Origin of the sequence: Halococcus sediminicola (assembly GCF_000755245.1) — an archaeon.
In the GTDB taxonomy this organism is placed as follows: Archaea; Halobacteriota; Halobacteria; order Halobacteriales; family Halococcaceae; genus Halococcus; species Halococcus sediminicola.
Window position 1 is genome coordinate 65,400 of record NZ_BBMP01000021.1, and the last position, 16,767, is coordinate 82,166.

The following is a 16,767-nucleotide window of genomic DNA, read 5'->3' on the forward strand; positions in this document are numbered from 1 at the left end:
GGGGACGCCATGACCGAAATCGAACGCGTCGTCCTCGACCCCGACCTAGTCGTCACGGCGCTCCAGCAGAAGTACGTCGAATCGATGCCCGGCGAACCGGCGATTCGCGTCAGTTCCGATGGGGAGACCGAGCTGGTCGCCAACGAAGACGGGTTCACCCAGCCCGAGTCGGGCGTCGCACTCCGTCCAGAACGGTTCGTCGGCGACCTCGACCTGCCCGACCCCGATGCGGATCTCGACGACGGAGAAATCGAAAAACTCGCCGAGCGTCTCGGCACGGAGGTGCGCCCGGAACTCGTCGAGGAGGTCGACCTGAACGCCGACCGCGAGGGCGACGAACACGTCGTCCCGATCGAGTACCCCACGAGCGATCCCTGACTATTCGTAGCGCAGCGCGTCGATGGGGTCGACGCTGGCTGCACGCCACGCCGGATAGAGGCCCGCAACGACCCCGACGAGGACACCCACGACGACGGCGACGGCGAACCAGCCGTACGCCGGCGTGAACGCCACCTCGGCGTAGACCGTCGCGCCGTAGCTCACCGCGATACCGAGCGGGAGGCCGAGAACGGCTCCCACGGCACCCAAGACGGTGGCCTCGGCGAGGAACAACCCCATCACGTCGCGGTTGCGCGCGCCGACGGCCTTCATGATCCCGATCTCGCGGGTGCGCTCGGCGACGCTGACGAGCATGATGTTGGCGATGCCGATGGCCGCGACGACGAGCGCGATCACTGCGATGGCCGTCACGAATCGCGTTACCTGCCCGACGATATCCTGGATCTCCTCGACGAAGTCGCCGCTCGTCTGCGCCGTCAGTTCGACCGATTCAGGCTTCAGTTCGGCCGCATCGGACCTTGCGAGATAACGCTGGACGCTTCCCTTGACCGTGTTCACCTGCGCCGGGTCGGCGACGACCGTGAGTTGGGGGTAGGCACGCTGGCTCGCGCCGACGGCCGGGCTCTCCAAGGTGCGCTCGTAGAATGGGTCGGTCGGCACGTAGAACCGCGGCTGGCTGGAGAAGGAGGCGAACGGCAGTTGGCCGGCCGTCCGGTTGACGACGCCGACCACTTCGACGCTCGTCTCGTTCCCGTCTTCGGACGAAATCGAGAGCGTGTCGCCGACCGAGAGGTTCCCCTCGAAGGCCCGTCTGGCCGATCGGCTGATGACCACTTCTTCGGAGCCGGAGCGAAAGGCCCGGCCCGCGACGACCGCATCCCGCGGGAACGAGGCGGGCGTGGTGGCAGTGATCTGGGTTCTCGAAACCGTGTCGTTCGCGTGTGTGAGAGCATTCACGCGGACGTTTCCGCGCGGAAGGACCTGCCGTACGCCTTGTGTCCTCTCCAGTTGGTCGATATCGTGTTCGGTGAACACGGGCTGGCTGACACCGCCGAAACCCGGTCCGCCATCGTCGTCGCCGGCCGGCGTTGGGAGCACATAGACGTTGCTCGCACTCGACGAGCCGACCTCGCTCACGATGTCGGCCTCGACGCTCGCCCCGACCGAGGCGAAGGTCACGACCGACGCGATCCCGATGACCACACCGATCACCGTGAGCGCCGACCGCAACTTGTGCGAGCGGATCGACCGCCCGGCCATCCGCAGCGTCTCGCGGGCGTCCATCTATGCGCTCCGCCCCGTCCCGTCGAGCCGTTCGGTTTTCTCGATGAGTCCGTCACGAATGTGGACGATCCGCTCGGCGTGCTCGGCGATGGCGCGTTCGTGGGTTACCAGCAAGACGGTGTTGCCGCGGGCGTTCACGTCGTCGAGCAGCCCCATGATCTCGGCCCCGGTCTCGGTGTCGATGTTGCCGGTCGGCTCGTCGGCGAGCACCACGGCAGGGTCGGGCGCGAGCGCCCGCGCGATGGCGACGCGCTGGCGCTGCCCACCCGAGAGTTCGTTCGGACGATGGTCGAGGCGGTCGCCGAGTCCCACCAGCGAGAGCAGTTCGCGGGCGCGCTCGCGGCGGCGCTCGCGCGGCCAGTCGTCGAACAGGAGGGGGAGAGTGACGTTCTCGATCGCGTCCATCCGGGGCATGAGGTTGAACGTCTGGAAGACGAAACCGATCTCCGTTCCCCGAATCCCGGCGCGTTCGGCCTCCGAATCCGTCCCGACGTCGTGGCCGGCGACCTCGACGCGACCCTCGGTCGGCGTGTCGAGCGCACCGACGAGGTTCAACAACGTGCTCTTGCCCGAACCGCTCGGCCCCATCACGGCGGTGTACGAGCCCGCAGCGAGCGTGAGCGAGACGCCGGCGAGCGCCTCGACCGTGCCGCCGAGGTCGTAGGTCTTCCGCACGTCCGCGAGTCGGACCACCCGGTCGTCGGCCGACGGCGTCTCGGCTGTGGAACTCACTGCGAACGATAGCGGACACGGCCCAATGAAGATGTCGTCGCTCGACCCGTGAGCGCGGTCGTTCCGCAAGGATAGAACCGTATCGACCGTGGGTATTTACTCGTCCAGTGCGAAGGATTGACGATGGACGATTCCGGAACCCGTGGGCGCGTCTCGCCCGCCATCGCCCTCGTGCTGGTCTGCGTCGTGGGGGCGGTCGTCGGCGGCGTGGCGTTCGCACAGACGACCGACGGCCCGTCCGGCGAGGCGATTCTCGAGGATACCCAGGAGAAGTACGAGAGCGCCGAGACGCTCACCGGTAGCGCCGAAATCACGATGTCGAACGCGAGCGCGAACCACACCGGCACCGTCGAGTACGCCCTCGCCGACGACGAGGGAGCGCGCGTCGCGCTCACGACAGACGGCCGAACGGTGACGATGGGTACCAACGGCAGCGTCGCGTGGGTCGATTCGCCCACACTCCAGCGCACGTGGGCCGTCGAGAACGCACGGGACACCAGCGAGGTCTGTGAGGCGGCCCGCGAGCGCGCGGCGACGTTCGACGCCAACGACTCGGCCCCCGGTGCCGAGACAATGGAGGCGGCCGCCGCGAACCTCTCGACGGTCGACTGCGAATCACTGCCGGCCGAGTGGGACGAAGCGAACGACTCACTCCCGACGAATCTCTCCGAGGCGAACCTCTCTGCGACCCGGACCGGCACCGAGACCGTCGAGGGAGTCGAGGCCTACGTCGTTTCGCTCAGCCACGACGACGAGAGCGTCGACGTCGAGGGCACGATGTGGGTCGCGACGAACGACTCGCGGCTGCTCAAAGCCCGTGTCACCGACGGGGTGAACGCGACGACCGTGCGCTACGACGACCAGCGCTTCAACGCCAGCGTCCACGAGAGCACGTTCGCGCCGCCGGCCGACCGTGAAGAGAGTGCAACCGAAACCTACGACGATTTCGACGCCACCGACGAGGCGTTCGACGGCGACTTGCCGAAACTCGCCGCCGACGGGTTCGAGTTCGACGAGGCAACCATCGCAGGGACCGGCGACGGCACACTCGTCGCCCAACAGTACGCTGACGGCGCGACGAACGCCACGCTCGTCACGGCCGACGGCGAGCAAGTCCCCTACGAGCAGTTGAACGGAACTGATGTCGAAATCGATGGGACGGACGCGACCGCGGCGACGATGCAGGGCCGGACGGTGGTCGTCTGGAGCGACGGAGAGACCACACACGCCATCGTGACCGACGAATCGACCGACGAGGCGATCGCGCTCGCCGAAACCGTCGAGTGAACCTCAGATCGAGCGATACTGACCCCGGTGTTCGCTCGCCGCACCCCGGCGGACGAGTTTTTCGAGCGCGCGCTCGGTGAACTCCGCGGGGACATCGCGCTCGCGTGCGTAGGCGACGATTTCTTCTTCGGTCGGGCGGTCGAGATCGGCAAGCGCCGCACGAACGGTTTCCATCCGGCTCTGGCTTCCACTGCCTTCGGTCGCACGCTCGCCCACCTCACGCACGCGTTCGGCATCGAGACCCGATCGGTCGAGGAACTCCTTGTCACTCATCCCGCCGCTCTCGGCCCGTGATTCGAGATCGGCGAACGAGTCCAGTTCGTCGGGCGCGTGCTCGCTGCGATCCGTGAGCAGCGCGGTGCGGGCCTGGCGGGCGGCGTCGGCATCGTCGGTCTCGGCGAACTTCTTCAACCGCTCGAAGCGGTGGCGTTTTCGACAGGAGGGACATCGCGTCGTCTCCGGGCGGCCCTCGACCACCCAGAGGGTGCTGCACTCTCCGCAGCCGACCACCGCGTACATGGGTCGAACAGGAACCGGATTCAGTTGAACCTTTAGGTACTCGCGGGGCGAGTGGCGGGTATGGAAATCATCGGCACCGACAGCGACCCCACAGAGGCGCTCGACGGCGTTCGCCTCGCCCTGCTGGCCGGCGGCGAGGCAATGAACGTCCAGCAGTTCGCGATCGACCCCGGAGCCAGCGTGCCCGCCCACAGCCATCCCCACGAACAGGCCGGCTATCTGGTCGAAGGGACCCTGACGTTCGTTCTCGACGACGAGGAGCGCGAACTCGGCCCGGGCGATAGCTACGTGATTCCCGGCGGCGAGTCCCACGGGGCCGAAAATCGCGGCGACGAAACCGTTCGTGGTATCGACGTCTTCAACCCGCCGCGCGAAAATCCCGACTGGGCGGAGTGAGAGACGACAGCCAGTCGGAACGACTACGGTTTTGGTTCCCGAACGAACACCATGAATCGGACGATTAGACGCACCGCGACGAGGGTCGGTCTCACGCTCTATCTCGTCTGGTTGTTGGCGGTCGTTGGGCTGGTCATCGCCCGCTTCACGCCCGGTCCGGTTCCCACAATCGTCGATCGAGTGGTCGTCGCCGGTGCAGGAGTAGGGTTCGTCATCGGGTTGGTGCGGATCGTCTCCCGAACGCCCCGATACGTCGAAAAAATCAGAGAACGAGTGTCGTAGCCCGATTCAGGCGTTCTGCTCGATGCTGTCGATGATGACGTCGGCGAACTCGCTGGTGGCGAGTTTCTCGCCGCCCTCGATCTGCCGGTGGATGTCGTAAGTGACCTTCTTCGCGGTGATGGCGTCCTCGACACCGTCGTAGATCAGGTCGGCGGCGTCCTGCCAGCCGAGATGTTCGAGCATGATGCGTCCCGAGAGGATCATCGCCGTCGGGTTGACCTTGTCCTGACCGGCGTATTTCGGCGCGCTGCCGTGGACTGGCTCGGCGAGGAAGCGCCCGTCGCCGATGTTCGCGCCGGGGGCGATGCCCAGTCCACCGATCTGTGCGCCCGCTGCATCCGAGAGGTAGTCCCCATTCAGGTTCGGCATGGCGAGGACGCTGTATTCTTCAGTTCGGGTGAGGATCTGCTGGAGCATGTTGTCGGCGATGCGGTCGTTGACCACTACGTCGGCGTCGGGCGCTTCGCCGTCGCGCTCGTCCCAGAGCGTGTCCTCAGTGATGACGTTTTCACCGTACTCCTCGCGGGCGACCTCGTAGCCCCAGTCACGGAAGGTTCCTTCAGTGAACTTCATGATGTTACCCTTGTGGACTAGAGTAACGGATTCACGACCGTTCGCGAGCGCGTAGTCGATGGCCTGTCGGACCAGTCGTTTGGTGCCGAACTCCGAGATGGGTTTGATGCCGATGCCGACGGGTCCATCGTGAATCGACTCGGTGAAGCCCATCTCGTCCTCGACGAACTCGCGGACCTGCTCTGCCTCCTCGGTGCCGGCTTCCCACTCGATACCCGCATAGACGTCTTCGGTGTTCTCCCGGAAATTGACCATGTCCATCGCGTCGGGGTTCTTGACTGGCGAGGGAACCCCGTCGATGTGGTAGGTCGGCCGCATGTTCGTATAGAGGTCGAGGCGTTTGCGCAGCGCGACGTTGAGGCTTCGGTAGCCCGCGCCAACAGGAGTGGTCAGCGGTCCCTTGATACCGACCTTGAACTCGCGCAGCGCGTCGAGGGTGTCGTCGGGGAGGTTCTCGTCGTACTGCTCGCGAGCGGATTCGCCGGCGTAGAGGCGCATCCAGTGGATCTCTTTCCCGGTGGCTTCGGCGGCCGCACCGAGCACTCGTTGGGCGGCCGGGGCGACGTCGGTCCCGATACCGTCGCCGTGAATGATGGGAATGATGGGGTCGTCGGGGACTGCGAGTTCATCGTCGTCACTGGTTATCTGCTCGCCTGCGCCCGGAATCTCGACCTGTTCATAAGACATACCCCGGGATTCGCTCGGCCGTGCTAAAAGGGCTGTCTTTCGCCAGCGCTCGGCCGCTCGATGGGTCGTGACGATTATGCCCCTCGCCGTCGCGCTTTCGCCATGCAGCTCATCGTTCACGGCGGTGCCGGCGACGAACCGGATGAACCCGGAAAACGACAGGCCGTCCTCGACGAGGCCGCCGCGAGCGATGCGGAGGCGGCGACGCCCGTCGAAGCGGTCGTCAGTGCAGTCGGTATTCTCGAATCGAACCCGCGATTCAACGCCGGCGTCGGCGGGGCCATCCAATCCGATGGAATCGTGAGAACCGACGCCGGGATGATGACCGACGAGCGCGAGGTGAGTGCGGCCTGTTCGATGCCGGGCGTTCGCCACGCCGTGTCCGTCGCCCGTCGCGTCATGACCGAAACGCCACACGTGCTGCTCGCGGGCAAGCACGCCGTCTCGTTCGCCGAGGAATTCGGCATCGGGAGTGAAAATCTCACGACCGAGCGGACGCGCGAGCGCTTCGCGGAGGCCGAGCCGCCCGAATCGGCCGACGTTCGAGAGCGCATCGAGTGGGTGCGCGAGCACTTTTCGGGAGCGGACACGGTCGGTGCGGTCGCGGTCGACGAGGGCCGAGTTGCGGCTGCGACGTCGACCGGCGGACGGTGGTTCGCCCTCGCCGGTCGGGTCGGCGACGTGCCACAGGTCGGCTGTGGGTTCTACGCCTCACCCGCTGGCGGGGCGAGCGCGACCGGTGCCGGCGAGGACATCGCCCGGACGACCCTCGCCCGCGAAGCGGTGCGACGGCTCGAAGCCGGCGAGAACCCTCGGGAGGCCGCCGCGAACGTCATCGGAGAGTTCGAGGAGTTGACCGACTCCACGGCAGGAATCATCGTGCTCGACGACGAAGGACGGACGGGGAGTGCGTACAACTCGGCGGCGATGCAGACGGCCACCGATACATGAGAGCGGCAGACCTTTGGCCCGAACGCTCTATCCCACGATATGAGCGACGTGGACCTCTCCGAGGAGCAGTACGAGAACTGTCGTGAGGCGGGCGAAATCCTCGCACAGGTACGCGAGGAGGCGGCCGAGCGCGTCGAGGTCGGTGCAAGCCACCTCGAAGTCGCCGAGTGGGCCGAAGAACGCACGCAGGAGCTGGGCGGCGAGCCGGCCTTCCCGGTGAACATCTCCATCGACGAGGAGGCTGCCCACGCGACGCCGAGCATCGACGACGAATCGACGTTCGGCGAGGAGATGGTGAATCTGGACATCGGCGTGCACGTCGACGGCTGGCTGGCCGATACCGCAGTTACTGTCGACCTCTCGGACAATCCCGACCTCGCCGAAGCGCCGGAAGCCGCACTGGAGGCCGCACTCGAACTCGTCGAGGACGGCGTCAGCACGGGCGACATCGGCGCGCGCATCGAGGAGGTCATCGACGACTACGGCTACAATCCGGTCGTGAATCTCACGGGCCACGGACTCGCCCGGTGGGAGCAGCACACCCCGCCGAACATCCCGAATCGCGCGGTGAGTCAGAGCGTCGAACTCGAAGCCGGCGACGTGGTCGCCATCGAGCCGTTCGCTACGGACGGGAGCGGCAAGGTCGGCGAGGGCAACGAGACCGAGATCTTCGCGCTCGAACACGAGCGGTCGGTCAGAAATCGTGACGCCCGCGAGGCGCTCGACCAGATCACCGAGCAGTTCCGTACCCTTCCCTTTGCCACCCGCTGGCTCGACGTCGACCGGCCCGAGATGGCGCTGCGCCGTCTCGAACGCCAGAACGTCGTCCACAGCTATCCCGTGCTCAAGGAGGACGCCGGCAATCTCGTCAGTCAGAAAGAACACACCGTCATCGTCACCGAGGACGGCTGTGAAGTGACGACCGAGCGCTGAGGCGGCGGTTGCGGCCGGTGGCCGTCCGCGGTGCGGCCGGTGCGGTCGCGGTGGTGGCGGTGCGGTTGCGGTCCCTTGGTGGATGAAGGGCGAGGCGCATGGTGTGAGCGAAGTGAACACCGCGACCGAAGGGAGCGCGCCGAGGGCTTCGGCGGTGCTGTGCGCGGCGGTTGTAGGGTGTGTCCGCGCGAACGAAGTGAGCGCGGTTCGCCGCTCGCGCGGTTTGCGAGCGGGAATTTTTAGCGTAGCTTTTTGCAAGGAGCGGTGGCCGACCGCAGGGAGGCCACCCGACGCAGTAAAAAGGTCCTTCTTATTTGAGCCGTTCCTGCAGGAACGAGGGATGGGCGGCGGTGACACCATCGATGGAGAGGATGTCGTCGGCGATGACGCTCCCGACGGCGTTGCCGTCGGCGGCACGCACCTCGGCCATCAGCATGTGGTCGCCGCTGGAGCTGTAGAGCGCCTCGATCTCGTCGAGCGCTTCGATGGCGCGTGTCGCCTCGACGTAGCGGCCGCTCTCGACTTCGATGCCGACGAGCGCGATCGAGCGCCCGGAGAGTTTCTTCGGGTCGACGTCGGCCGAGTAGCCAGTGATGACGCCGTCGCGTTCGAGTTTGTCGATGTACTTCCGAACGGTGGGCTTCGATACTTCCGCCCGGTGTGCGATGTCGGCGTACGAGGCCTGCGCATCCTCCTCCAAGACGGCGAGAATGCGGTCCTCGGTGGAGTCCGCGCTCATGTCCCCTAGTTGGCGTCGATGAAAAAATATCTTCCGTATCGGAAAACGCGCTTCTACCGCTCGACGGCCTACTTGTGGGCGTCGAGCAGGTCGTAGCTGCGCTCCCAGTCGTAGTCGTCGTCGAAGTAGCGCTCGGCCAGCGGCTGTTCGGGCATCTCGCCCGTCGAACGCTTCTCCTCGCCGTAGGAGTGTCTATCCTCGTCGACGTAGAACCGACCGGTGAGGACTTCGCCCTCGTAGAGTTTGTCCTCGGTCTCGTGCATCATTTCGGCGGCTTCGCGGCGGTCGTGGACGTCGAAGTCGTAGTCGTCGGACTGCTGGACGTCGGTGTAGGGGACGTACTGCTTTGCGTCCTTGTTCCACGTCGGACACTGCGTGAGGAAGTCGATGTGGGCGAACCCGTCGTGTTCCATCGCTTCGGTGAGGATCTCGGTCGCCTGTCGGGGGTTCACCGCCGCGGTGCGGGCGATGTAGGAAGCCCCCGAGGAGAGCGCCATCGAGAGCGGTCGGATCGGGTCCTTCGCTGACCCGTGGGGTTGGGTCTTCGACTCGTGACCCTTCGGGCTGGTGGGCGAAGTCTGGCCCTTCGTCAGCCCGAAGATCTCGTTGTTGAACACGATGTAGGTCATGTCGTGGTTCTCGCGGGCGGTGTGCATGAAGTGGTTCCCGCCGATGCCGTAGCCATCGCCGTCGCCGCCCGCCGCGATGACTTCGAGACCGGGATTGGCGAGTTTCGCCGCCCGTGCGACCGGCAGCGAGCGCCCGTGAATCGAGTGAAAACCATACGACTCGAAGTAGCTCGACAGTTTGCCCGAGCAGCCGATTCCGGTGACGAGCAGCGTCTCGTCGGGCGTCCGACCGACTTCGGGCATCGCACCTTTGAGCGCCTTCAGTACCCCGAAGTCGCCACAGCCCGGACACCACGTCGCCTGCGGTTCGATACCGGGTGTGAACGCCTCGCGGTCGATCTCGTCGTCCTGTGCCGCTGCGCCGATTGCACTGAATGATTTGCTCATGAGTTAGTCACCTGCTGCCGGTTCGATGCGCGTCTGTGCGGTCGGTGGCTCGTCGCCGCCGTTCACCTGAATCTCGAACCCTTCGACGATCTCGGCGGGTTCGAACGGGTTGCCGTTGTACTTGAGCAGGCTCGACATCGTCTCGCCGAATCGCCCGAGTTCCTTCTGGGTGAGACCTCTGAACTGGGCGGTGACGTTCATCTCGACGACCAGACATTCATCGACCGATTCGAGGAACTCGGTCACCTCCTTTTTCGGGTAGGGCATGAGGTCGCTCACGCCGAGTGCCTTCACCGAATGTCCCTGGTCGTTCAGCCTGTCGACGGCCTCCTCGACGCTTCCCTGCTGACTCCCCCAGACCATGATGCCGTGCTCCGCGTCCTCGGGCCCGTAGTAGGTCTGATTGGAGTGGTCCTGTCCGTCCAGATCGTCGCGGATCGCTTCGAGCTTTCGGCTGCGCCGGTCGACCTGCGCTACCCGGTTGTCGGGGTCCTCCTCGATGTGGCCCTGCGGGGTGTGCTCGTTGCCCGAGGCGAGGAACCGTCCGTCCTTCTGGCCGGGAATCGTGCGCGGGCTGACGCCGTTTTCTGGGTCGTGCTGGAAGCGGTTGAACGTCCCCGAGGCGTGATGGGCGGCCTCCTGGATCTCGTCTTCGGTGAGGACGCTCCCGAGGTCGGCGTTCGGCTCGCGGTCGAAGTGGCTCGCCGGCACGCTCGCCAACTCGCCGGAGAGTTTCTGGTCGATGACGATCACCGTGGGGATCTGGTAGTCGTACGCCACCCGGAACGCCTCGCGGGACTGCTCGTAGGCCTCCCGGACCGTGCTCGGCGCGAACACTACCCTGTTCGAATCACCCTGACTCGTATAGAGGATGTGCTCCAAGTCCGCCTGTTCGGGTTTGGTCGGCATGCCCGTCGAGGGACCCGCCCGCATCGCCTCCACCAAGACCAACGGCGTCTCGGTCATCTCCGCCAGTCCGAGCGGTTCGGACATCAGCGCGAAGCCGCCACCCGACGAACCGCTCATTGCCTTGACGCCAGCGTGGGAGGCCCCGATGGCGAGCGATGCCGCCGCGATCTCGTCTTCGACCTGTTCGGAGATACCCCCCACTGCGGGGAGGTGCTGGGTCATGATGGTGAAGACGTCCGTCCACGGCGTCATGGGGTACCCAGAGATGAACCGACAGCCCTCGTCGAGCGCGCCGTAGGCGACCGCGTGACTGCCGTTGAGCAGGACCTGCTCCTCGTCGTGGCTACCCGTGGGCACTTCGAGGTCGTGGGAGAAGTCCATCTCGCTGACCTCCCGATAGGCCTCTTCGAGCACCTCGACGTTGGTGTCGAGCATCTCGCCGCTCATCGAGTCGCTCATCAGCTCCTCGAATATTTCAGTACTCATCCCGATGAGCGCGGCCGTCGCCGCCACGCCGGCCGTGTTGCGCATGATCTCGCGGCCGTGCTCGCGGGCCAGCCCTCGGAGGTCGAGCGGATAGACGTGCCAGTCGTTTTCCTCGACACGCTCGTCGAAGTTCTCGACCTCGTCGGTGTCGAGCAGTCCCTCGTCGTAGACGATCACGCCGCCCTCGCGCAGTTCGTCGAGGTTCTCCGAGAGCGGTTTGACCTCCTCGTTCCCATAGTAGGCCTCGCCGCTGGCCTGTGGGTTGCGCGCGAAACTGTCGCCGAGCGCCAGCAGGAAGTCGTAGCCGTCGCCACGGGATTTGACCGCGTGGTCGGCGGCACGCACTTCGACGTAGGTGTGCCCGCCGCGGATCCGCGAGGGGTAATGTCTGTGTGTAAAGACGTCCAGCCCCGTACGCATCAGCGCCTTGGTGAAGTTCTGGCTGGTCGAGTCGATTCCGTCACCGGAACCGCCTGCGATCCGCCAGATGAGTTCGTGTTCTGTCATGGATAGACGAACCGCCTACTCTGGCTTTGTGAGGCCGTTATAAAAGGGTTTCCGGTGAATCAATACTAGTCTATCATGTGGGTTTGGTATATATTCCCAGTCGATAATGAAGGTCACACGCACGGCGGGGATGACGGAGAGAACTCAATGTCGGGACCGTCTTCGCCGTCGGTCAGCGGCTGGTGATGGTTACGAAGAGGTCGCTCAGCACGAGCCACACCTGTCGGACGACGATGTGGATGTCGAACCAGATCGACTGTTCGTTGATGTACTTGACGTCGTACTGGAGCTTTCGTTCCGGGTCGTAGCCGGTGATCTCGTTGATCTGGGCGAGGCCGGTCAGTCCCGGCTTCACGAACCACCGCCGTCGCCACTCGATGAGGTTCGTCTCGATGTCGTCGTCGAGTTCGGGCCGTTCCGGTCGGGGGCCGACGACGCTCATGTCGCCGGTCAGGATCGACCACAGCTGTGGGATCTCGTCCAGATGTGTCCGCCGAAGGAGCCGTCCAGCGTGCGTGACACGGGGGTCGACGCCGCCGGCGTCCTCCTCGCTGAGTTTCGCGCCGGTCGTCGCCTCCGCATCGGGCACCATGCTGCGGAACTTGAACACGCGAAACGTCTCGCCGAACTCGGCGGTTCGCTCCTGTCCGTAGAACAGTGGTCCGCCGTCGTCGAGTTTGATCGCCACCGCGATGGCGAGGATGAGCGGCGAGAGCACCACCAGCCCCGTGAGCGCGAAGGCGATGTCGAAGCCCCGTTTGATGGTGCGGTCCTGCCAGTCCCACGGTTCGAGTTCGGCGTCGATGAGTTCGCCCACACCCGTTCCGGTCGTGAGTACGCTATCGGCGTGTTTGCGGTGGACCTTCGCGGTGACGCCGTGACTGCTGCAGGTGGCGAGCGCGCCGAAGAACTCCGCACGGTCCGAGCGCTCGAAGGTGAGTATCGCCGTGTCGATGTTCCCGGCGACGAGCAGTTCGTCGAGCCGCGAGAGTCCGCCCAGCCGCTCGATGTCGTCGAGTCGTGTGTGGACGTGCGTCCCGCCATCGGCCACCTCCAACCCCGCCGGCGCTTGCGTGGCGTCGTACCGGATCGCCGGGGCGATGTAGCCGACGATCGGCAGGTCGGTCGTATCGACCAGTTCGGCCATCGATGCCGGGTCGTCGCCGACCAACACCGCCCGTTCGACCGTCGCCGCCGGCCGGCGACGGATGGCAACGAACCACGCCGGCAGCGCGATGGTAAGAAACAGCGTCGTCAACAGCAGGGTCGTCCGCGGGAGCCGATAGGTGTAATCGAAGTAGCCGATCGCGGCGAGCGCGAGCGCGCCGCCGAACACGCGCCGGAGCGTGAGCGAAATCGTGTCGAGAATGCGCCGTGGATGGGGCTTGAACAGCGCCAACAGCGCGGCGAGCATCAGCAGGAGCGCCGTCAGGATCGCCACCAGCAGACGGCCGTCCGTGAGGACGGTCGGGGCGAGACGGTCGAACGGTGGAACGGCCGTCAACACGGTTTGTGCGAACGGCTGGTTCGCCACCACGATCGAACAGACGACGAGAACGCTCGCGCCGAGGCTGCTCGCGATGCGATACCGCCATCCTGTAGTGGGTTCCATGCTGATCGAGCGAGTCGCATAAACGAGTGCCAGCGGCGGACATAAGTATTGTGGACCGTTGCTGGCGATGAAACTGGCTGAATCAACCCCGGCCGAGAGCCTCCCGAAGAGCCCGAAAAACGGCGATTCGGCGCCAGTATGCGCCAGCGGGGAATCGAACCCCGACCGAGGGCTTGGAAGGCCCTTGTCCTACCATTAGACCACTGGCGCACTACGTTCGTTTTGCTCACTTGTGCGCCACGCATCGGCGAACGACGTTCGCCTCAACCTGGCGCTCACGCGGCCGTATCCCCGCGTCGATTAAGTCCGTTTCCCTTCGACGCCGACGACGCCGTAGCAGTTGCCCCGCTCTTCGAAGGCGCGCTCGACGGCGAGCGCGCTCTCTCGCAGGTCGGCCTCGAACTCCGCCGGGTCGTAGATGTGGTAGTAGCGGGCCACGGTCTCGCCGCCGGGTAGCGTCCAGTCGACGGTCGTATCGAAGCCCTCGTTCCCTTCGAATCGGTCGTGAGTCGTGCTCCACGCGCTCACGAGCGCCCGCCCACCCGGCGCGAGGACGCGCGCGAGTTCGTCGAGGCTTTCGATGCGGTCCCCGCGGGTCGGCAGATGGTGGAGGGTGGCGATGTACACCACGAGATCCACAGTACGAGCAGCGAGCGGGAGGCTGGTCGCGTCACCCCGACAGAGGTCGATGGCGAATCCTTCGCTCTCGCGGCGCTCGCGCGCCGCGTCGAGCAGCGCTTGGCTCGCGTCGATCCCGATCACTCGCTCGGCACGGTCGGCAAGCACCGCGGCGTGGCGCGCGTTGCCACAACCGAGGTCGAGTCCGACATCGACTTTCTCGCTTCCCTCGACGAAGCGTTCGACGGCCGGCCACGGATGCGCACGGGTCTTGGCGAAGTGCTCGCCGATGCGGTCGTAGGTCTCGCGCACGTCACGCCGGGTCGGATCGCCCATCGCCGGATGGTTCGGTGCCGCCGGATTGAACCTGTCGCTACCCGCTCGCCTCGGTGCTCGGCCGGCCGGCGTGAGTCCGGTCGATGGTGAGCAGCCCCGCGCCGAAGAGGAAGAGGGCGACCACTCCAACCGGGATCGGGGTCTCGGGCGTGTGCTGCCACAGTAGCCACGCCGCCCCCGAGAGGCAGAGTGCCATCCCGAGACAGAGCGCACCCATCGCCCGCACCGGGTCGAACGCTCCCACGAGGAGGCGCTCGCCAGCGAGCACGAGTGCGAGCGCCAACGCCAGCGCGACGACGAGCAGCGCGGCCGCGACGAGCCAGAGCGTGCCCGCTTGCGCGAGATCGCCGCCGTACCGCGCGCCGACGTCGGTGATCGGGACCAGTCCTCGCGTCATGTCGAGCGAGCGCGCGCCGAAGGCGAATTCGAGCGAACCGAAGACGAACCGGAGGGTGACCGCCTCGGAGAATCGCCCGTCCGAGAGCGACACCGACCACGGGACCAGCGCGGCGACGAACGCCGCGAACGCGGCGATCTCGGGCGCACGGTCCGTGACATCGAGGGCCATTGTCACCGTTGTCGCTGGTGGCCGGGTAAAACCTGTCGGTGGTCGCGACGGCGAACTCCCGTGGGAGTCGGCGCTCGATGCAGCGTCCGGGGCGGCGTTACGTTCATGACGGCAGGGTACGTAGACGGAGTAGAACCGAATGAGGCGCGAGAACTTCGACATTCACGTCAGCAACACCGAGTGGGCGTCGTCCGATGGCGAACCCCGAAAGCCGACGGTCGCCATCGAGTTCGACGGTCCGGGAGAGCTGCTCCAGTCGCGTCTCGCCGGCACGGAGGGAACGCTCGTCGATGCCGACGAGACGGACGTCAACTACCGCTTTCACGACGGCGAGGACGAGGGCGTGCTCTCGATCACCAACCGCATCACCGGCGATTTCGTCCTCGAACTGAACGCCGATGCCGAGGGGGTCCTCGCGTTCATTCGCGCGGCGCGCGCCTACGGCGACCACACCGACGACGAGGGCCGCTATCGCATCACGGTCGCACAGGACGGCGAGCAGCTGCTCGCCCACGAGAAATCGACGTTTCTCGTTTATAATGACGAGGGCAACCTCGTCCGCCAGCACAGCCTGATCCCCGGCGGCGTCGAGCTGTGAACCGTCCGCACTAAATAGCTCTCCGTCCGACACCCGTTCATGAACCTCTTCGGCACCGCGGGCATCCGCGGCAGCGCAACCGAGCGCGTGACGCCGAGCCTCGCGCTCGCGGTCGGGCGCGCGGCCGGCGCGGATTCGACCACCGAGTTCGTCGTCGCCCGCGACGGCCGCGAGACCGGTCCCGCACTCCTCGCGGCGCTCGAAGCGGGCCTCGAAAGCGCCGGCGCGGACGTCCGCCGTGCCGGTATGCTCCCGACGCCGGCGCTGGCCTTTGCCTCGCGCGGGCGTCGTGGTATCATGGTCACTGCGAGTCACAACCCGCCGACCGACAACGGTCTCAAACTCTTTTCCGATGGACAGGAGTACGGCGACGACGCCGAGGCACGCATCGAGGAGCGCGTCGAGTCCGAGAGTGCGCCGGCGAACTGGGACGAGTGGGGCAGCGCCGAGCGGGTCGAGCCGCTCGCGGCCTATCGCAAGCACGTCGCGGCGTACGCCCGCGAACAGGGTGGGCCGCTCGGCGGCATGAACATATCCGTCGACTGCGGGAACGGCATGGCGAGCCGGGCGACCCCGCAGGTGCTCTCGGCGCTCGGAGCCGACGTCGTAGGGGTAAACGCGAACGTCGACGGCCACTTCCCCGCCCGCGGGTCGAAGCCGACCCCGGAGACGCTTTCGGCGTTCAGCACGTTCGTCGCGGACGGCGATACGGAACTGGGGGTCGCCCACGACGGCGACGCCGACCGGGTAGTGTTCCTCGATAGCGATGGCGACATCGTCCACGAGGACACGGTCGTGGCGATGCTCGCCGAACACTACACCCGTGCGAGCGACGCCGGCGATCCGGTAATGGTGACGACGCCGAACGCCTCCTCACGTATCGACGAGCGCGTCGCGGCGGCCGGCGGGCGCGTCGAGCGGGTTCGATTGGGAGCACTCCACGAGGGCATCCGTGCGGCCCGCGAGAACGGTGAAGAGGGTACGGAAGTCGTGTTCGCCGCCGAGCCGTGGAAACACATCCACCCGGAACTCGGACCGTGGATCGACGGTGTGGCGAGCGCCGCCGTCCTCGCCCGACTGGTCGCCGATTCGGATCTCGACGCGCTCCGCGAACCCGTCAACGAACGTCCCTACCGGAAGGTGAGCGTCGAGTGTCCCGACGAGCGCAAAGGGAGTGTGATGGACGAGTTGGAGAGCGCGCTCGGCGCGGCGTTCCCCGACGGCGAACGCGACACGTCACACGGCGTGCGCGTCGAACTCGACGACGGCTGGGTGCTCGTCAGGCCAAGCGGGACCGAACCCAAGGTGAGGGTCTACGCCGAGAGCGAGACCGTCGATGCGCTCGTCGAGCGTACGGTAGACGAAGTCGAGGCGGCCGTGGCGGCGTGAGTCTCC

Annotated in this window: 18 protein-coding genes and 1 tRNA gene; 8 read left to right on the plus strand and 11 right to left on the minus strand. The window is 66.1% G+C overall.

Features of this window, described 5'->3' with window-relative positions:
• Nucleotides 1-9: 9 nt before the first annotated feature.
• Complete coding sequence (locus ACP97_RS08630; RefSeq protein WP_049997433.1) at nucleotides 10-378, plus strand: hypothetical protein; 369 nt, start codon at nucleotides 10-12, stop codon at nucleotides 376-378.
• Here the strand turns inward: ACP97_RS08630 and ACP97_RS08635 are convergent, their stop codons facing one another.
• Nucleotides 379-1,623 (minus strand): ABC transporter permease, encoded by a 1,245-nt coding sequence (locus tag ACP97_RS08635; RefSeq protein ID WP_049997434.1) that lies wholly within the window; start codon nucleotides 1,621-1,623, stop codon nucleotides 379-381.
• Nucleotides 1,624-2,355, minus strand: a complete 732-nt coding sequence (locus ACP97_RS08640; protein WP_049997435.1) for an ABC transporter ATP-binding protein — start codon at nucleotides 2,353-2,355, stop codon at nucleotides 1,624-1,626.
• 123 nt (nucleotides 2,356-2,478) lie between these two features.
• Between ACP97_RS08640 and ACP97_RS08645 the strand changes: the two genes are divergently transcribed.
• Entirely contained in the window at nucleotides 2,479-3,642 is a 1,164-nt protein-coding gene (locus ACP97_RS08645; RefSeq protein WP_049997436.1) for an outer membrane lipoprotein-sorting protein, read from the plus strand.
• Between the two features lie 3 nt (nucleotides 3,643-3,645).
• Here the strand turns inward: ACP97_RS08645 and ACP97_RS08650 are convergent, their stop codons facing one another.
• Complete coding sequence (locus ACP97_RS08650) at nucleotides 3,646-4,161, minus strand: DUF5817 domain-containing protein (RefSeq protein WP_049997437.1); 516 nt, start codon at nucleotides 4,159-4,161, stop codon at nucleotides 3,646-3,648.
• Nucleotides 4,162-4,221: 60 nt separating this feature from the next.
• On the opposite strand from ACP97_RS08650, the gene ACP97_RS08655 reads away from it, so the two are divergent.
• Entirely contained in the window at nucleotides 4,222-4,557 is a 336-nt protein-coding gene (locus ACP97_RS08655) for a cupin domain-containing protein (RefSeq protein WP_049997438.1), read from the plus strand.
• Between the two features lie 51 nt (nucleotides 4,558-4,608).
• Nucleotides 4,609-4,839: a hypothetical protein gene (locus ACP97_RS08660; protein WP_049997439.1), complete on the plus strand. Its 231-nt coding sequence runs from the start codon at nucleotides 4,609-4,611 to the stop codon at nucleotides 4,837-4,839.
• 6 nt (nucleotides 4,840-4,845) lie between these two features.
• Here ACP97_RS08660 and icd read toward each other — a convergent pair whose 3' ends face one another.
• Nucleotides 4,846-6,099, minus strand: a complete 1,254-nt coding sequence (gene icd / locus ACP97_RS08665) for an isocitrate dehydrogenase (NADP(+)) (protein WP_049997440.1) — start codon at nucleotides 6,097-6,099, stop codon at nucleotides 4,846-4,848.
• A gap of 102 nt (nucleotides 6,100-6,201) precedes the next feature.
• Here icd and ACP97_RS08670 point away from each other — a divergent pair, with 102 nt between their 5' ends.
• Nucleotides 6,202-7,050 carry an isoaspartyl peptidase/L-asparaginase gene (locus ACP97_RS08670; protein ID WP_049997441.1) on the plus strand — a complete coding sequence of 283 codons (849 nt, stop codon included), beginning with the start codon at nucleotides 6,202-6,204 and terminating at the stop codon, nucleotides 7,048-7,050.
• Between the two features lie 39 nt (nucleotides 7,051-7,089).
• Nucleotides 7,090-7,983, plus strand: coding sequence for a type II methionyl aminopeptidase (map, locus tag ACP97_RS08675; RefSeq protein WP_049997442.1), 894 nt, complete (start codon nucleotides 7,090-7,092; stop codon nucleotides 7,981-7,983).
• Nucleotides 7,984-8,293: 310 nt separating this feature from the next.
• Here map and lrpA1 read toward each other — a convergent pair whose 3' ends face one another.
• The 7 genes from lrpA1 to ACP97_RS08710 form a co-directional block, all read right to left on the minus strand.
• The gene (gene lrpA1, locus ACP97_RS08680; RefSeq protein WP_049997443.1) at nucleotides 8,294-8,722 is read right to left on the minus strand and encodes an HTH-type transcriptional regulator LrpA1; all 429 of its coding nucleotides are present in this window, start codon (nucleotides 8,720-8,722) and stop codon (nucleotides 8,294-8,296) included.
• Between the two features lie 68 nt (nucleotides 8,723-8,790).
• Entirely contained in the window at nucleotides 8,791-9,738 is a 948-nt protein-coding gene (locus ACP97_RS08685; RefSeq protein WP_049997444.1) for a thiamine pyrophosphate-dependent enzyme, read from the minus strand.
• Nucleotides 9,739-9,741: 3 nt separating this feature from the next.
• Nucleotides 9,742-11,640 carry a 2-oxoacid:acceptor oxidoreductase subunit alpha gene (locus tag ACP97_RS08690; RefSeq protein ID WP_049997445.1) on the minus strand — a complete coding sequence of 633 codons (1,899 nt, stop codon included), beginning with the start codon at nucleotides 11,638-11,640 and terminating at the stop codon, nucleotides 9,742-9,744.
• Between the two features lie 172 nt (nucleotides 11,641-11,812).
• Nucleotides 11,813-13,252: a sugar transferase gene (locus tag ACP97_RS08695; protein ID WP_049997446.1), complete on the minus strand. Its 1,440-nt coding sequence runs from the start codon at nucleotides 13,250-13,252 to the stop codon at nucleotides 11,813-11,815.
• Nucleotides 13,253-13,391: 139 nt separating this feature from the next.
• Nucleotides 13,392-13,462 (minus strand) — tRNA-Gly (locus ACP97_RS08700).
• Between the two features lie 90 nt (nucleotides 13,463-13,552).
• The gene (locus ACP97_RS08705; protein ID WP_049997447.1) at nucleotides 13,553-14,206 is read right to left on the minus strand and encodes a class I SAM-dependent methyltransferase; all 654 of its coding nucleotides are present in this window, start codon (nucleotides 14,204-14,206) and stop codon (nucleotides 13,553-13,555) included.
• 37 nt (nucleotides 14,207-14,243) lie between these two features.
• Nucleotides 14,244-14,774 (minus strand): DUF7549 family protein, encoded by a 531-nt coding sequence (locus ACP97_RS08710; protein ID WP_049997448.1) that lies wholly within the window; start codon nucleotides 14,772-14,774, stop codon nucleotides 14,244-14,246.
• Nucleotides 14,775-14,913: 139 nt separating this feature from the next.
• Between ACP97_RS08710 and ACP97_RS08715 the strand changes: the two genes are divergently transcribed.
• Both ACP97_RS08715 and ACP97_RS08720 read left to right on the plus strand, forming a co-directional pair.
• A complete protein-coding gene (locus tag ACP97_RS08715) occupies nucleotides 14,914-15,372 on the plus strand; it encodes a DUF5793 family protein (RefSeq protein WP_049997449.1) in 459 nt (152 codons plus the stop codon).
• A 39-nt stretch (nucleotides 15,373-15,411) separates the two neighbouring features.
• Nucleotides 15,412-16,761, plus strand: a complete 1,350-nt coding sequence (locus ACP97_RS08720) for a phosphohexomutase domain-containing protein (RefSeq protein WP_049997450.1) — start codon at nucleotides 15,412-15,414, stop codon at nucleotides 16,759-16,761.
• Nucleotides 16,762-16,767: the final 6 nt, after the last annotated feature.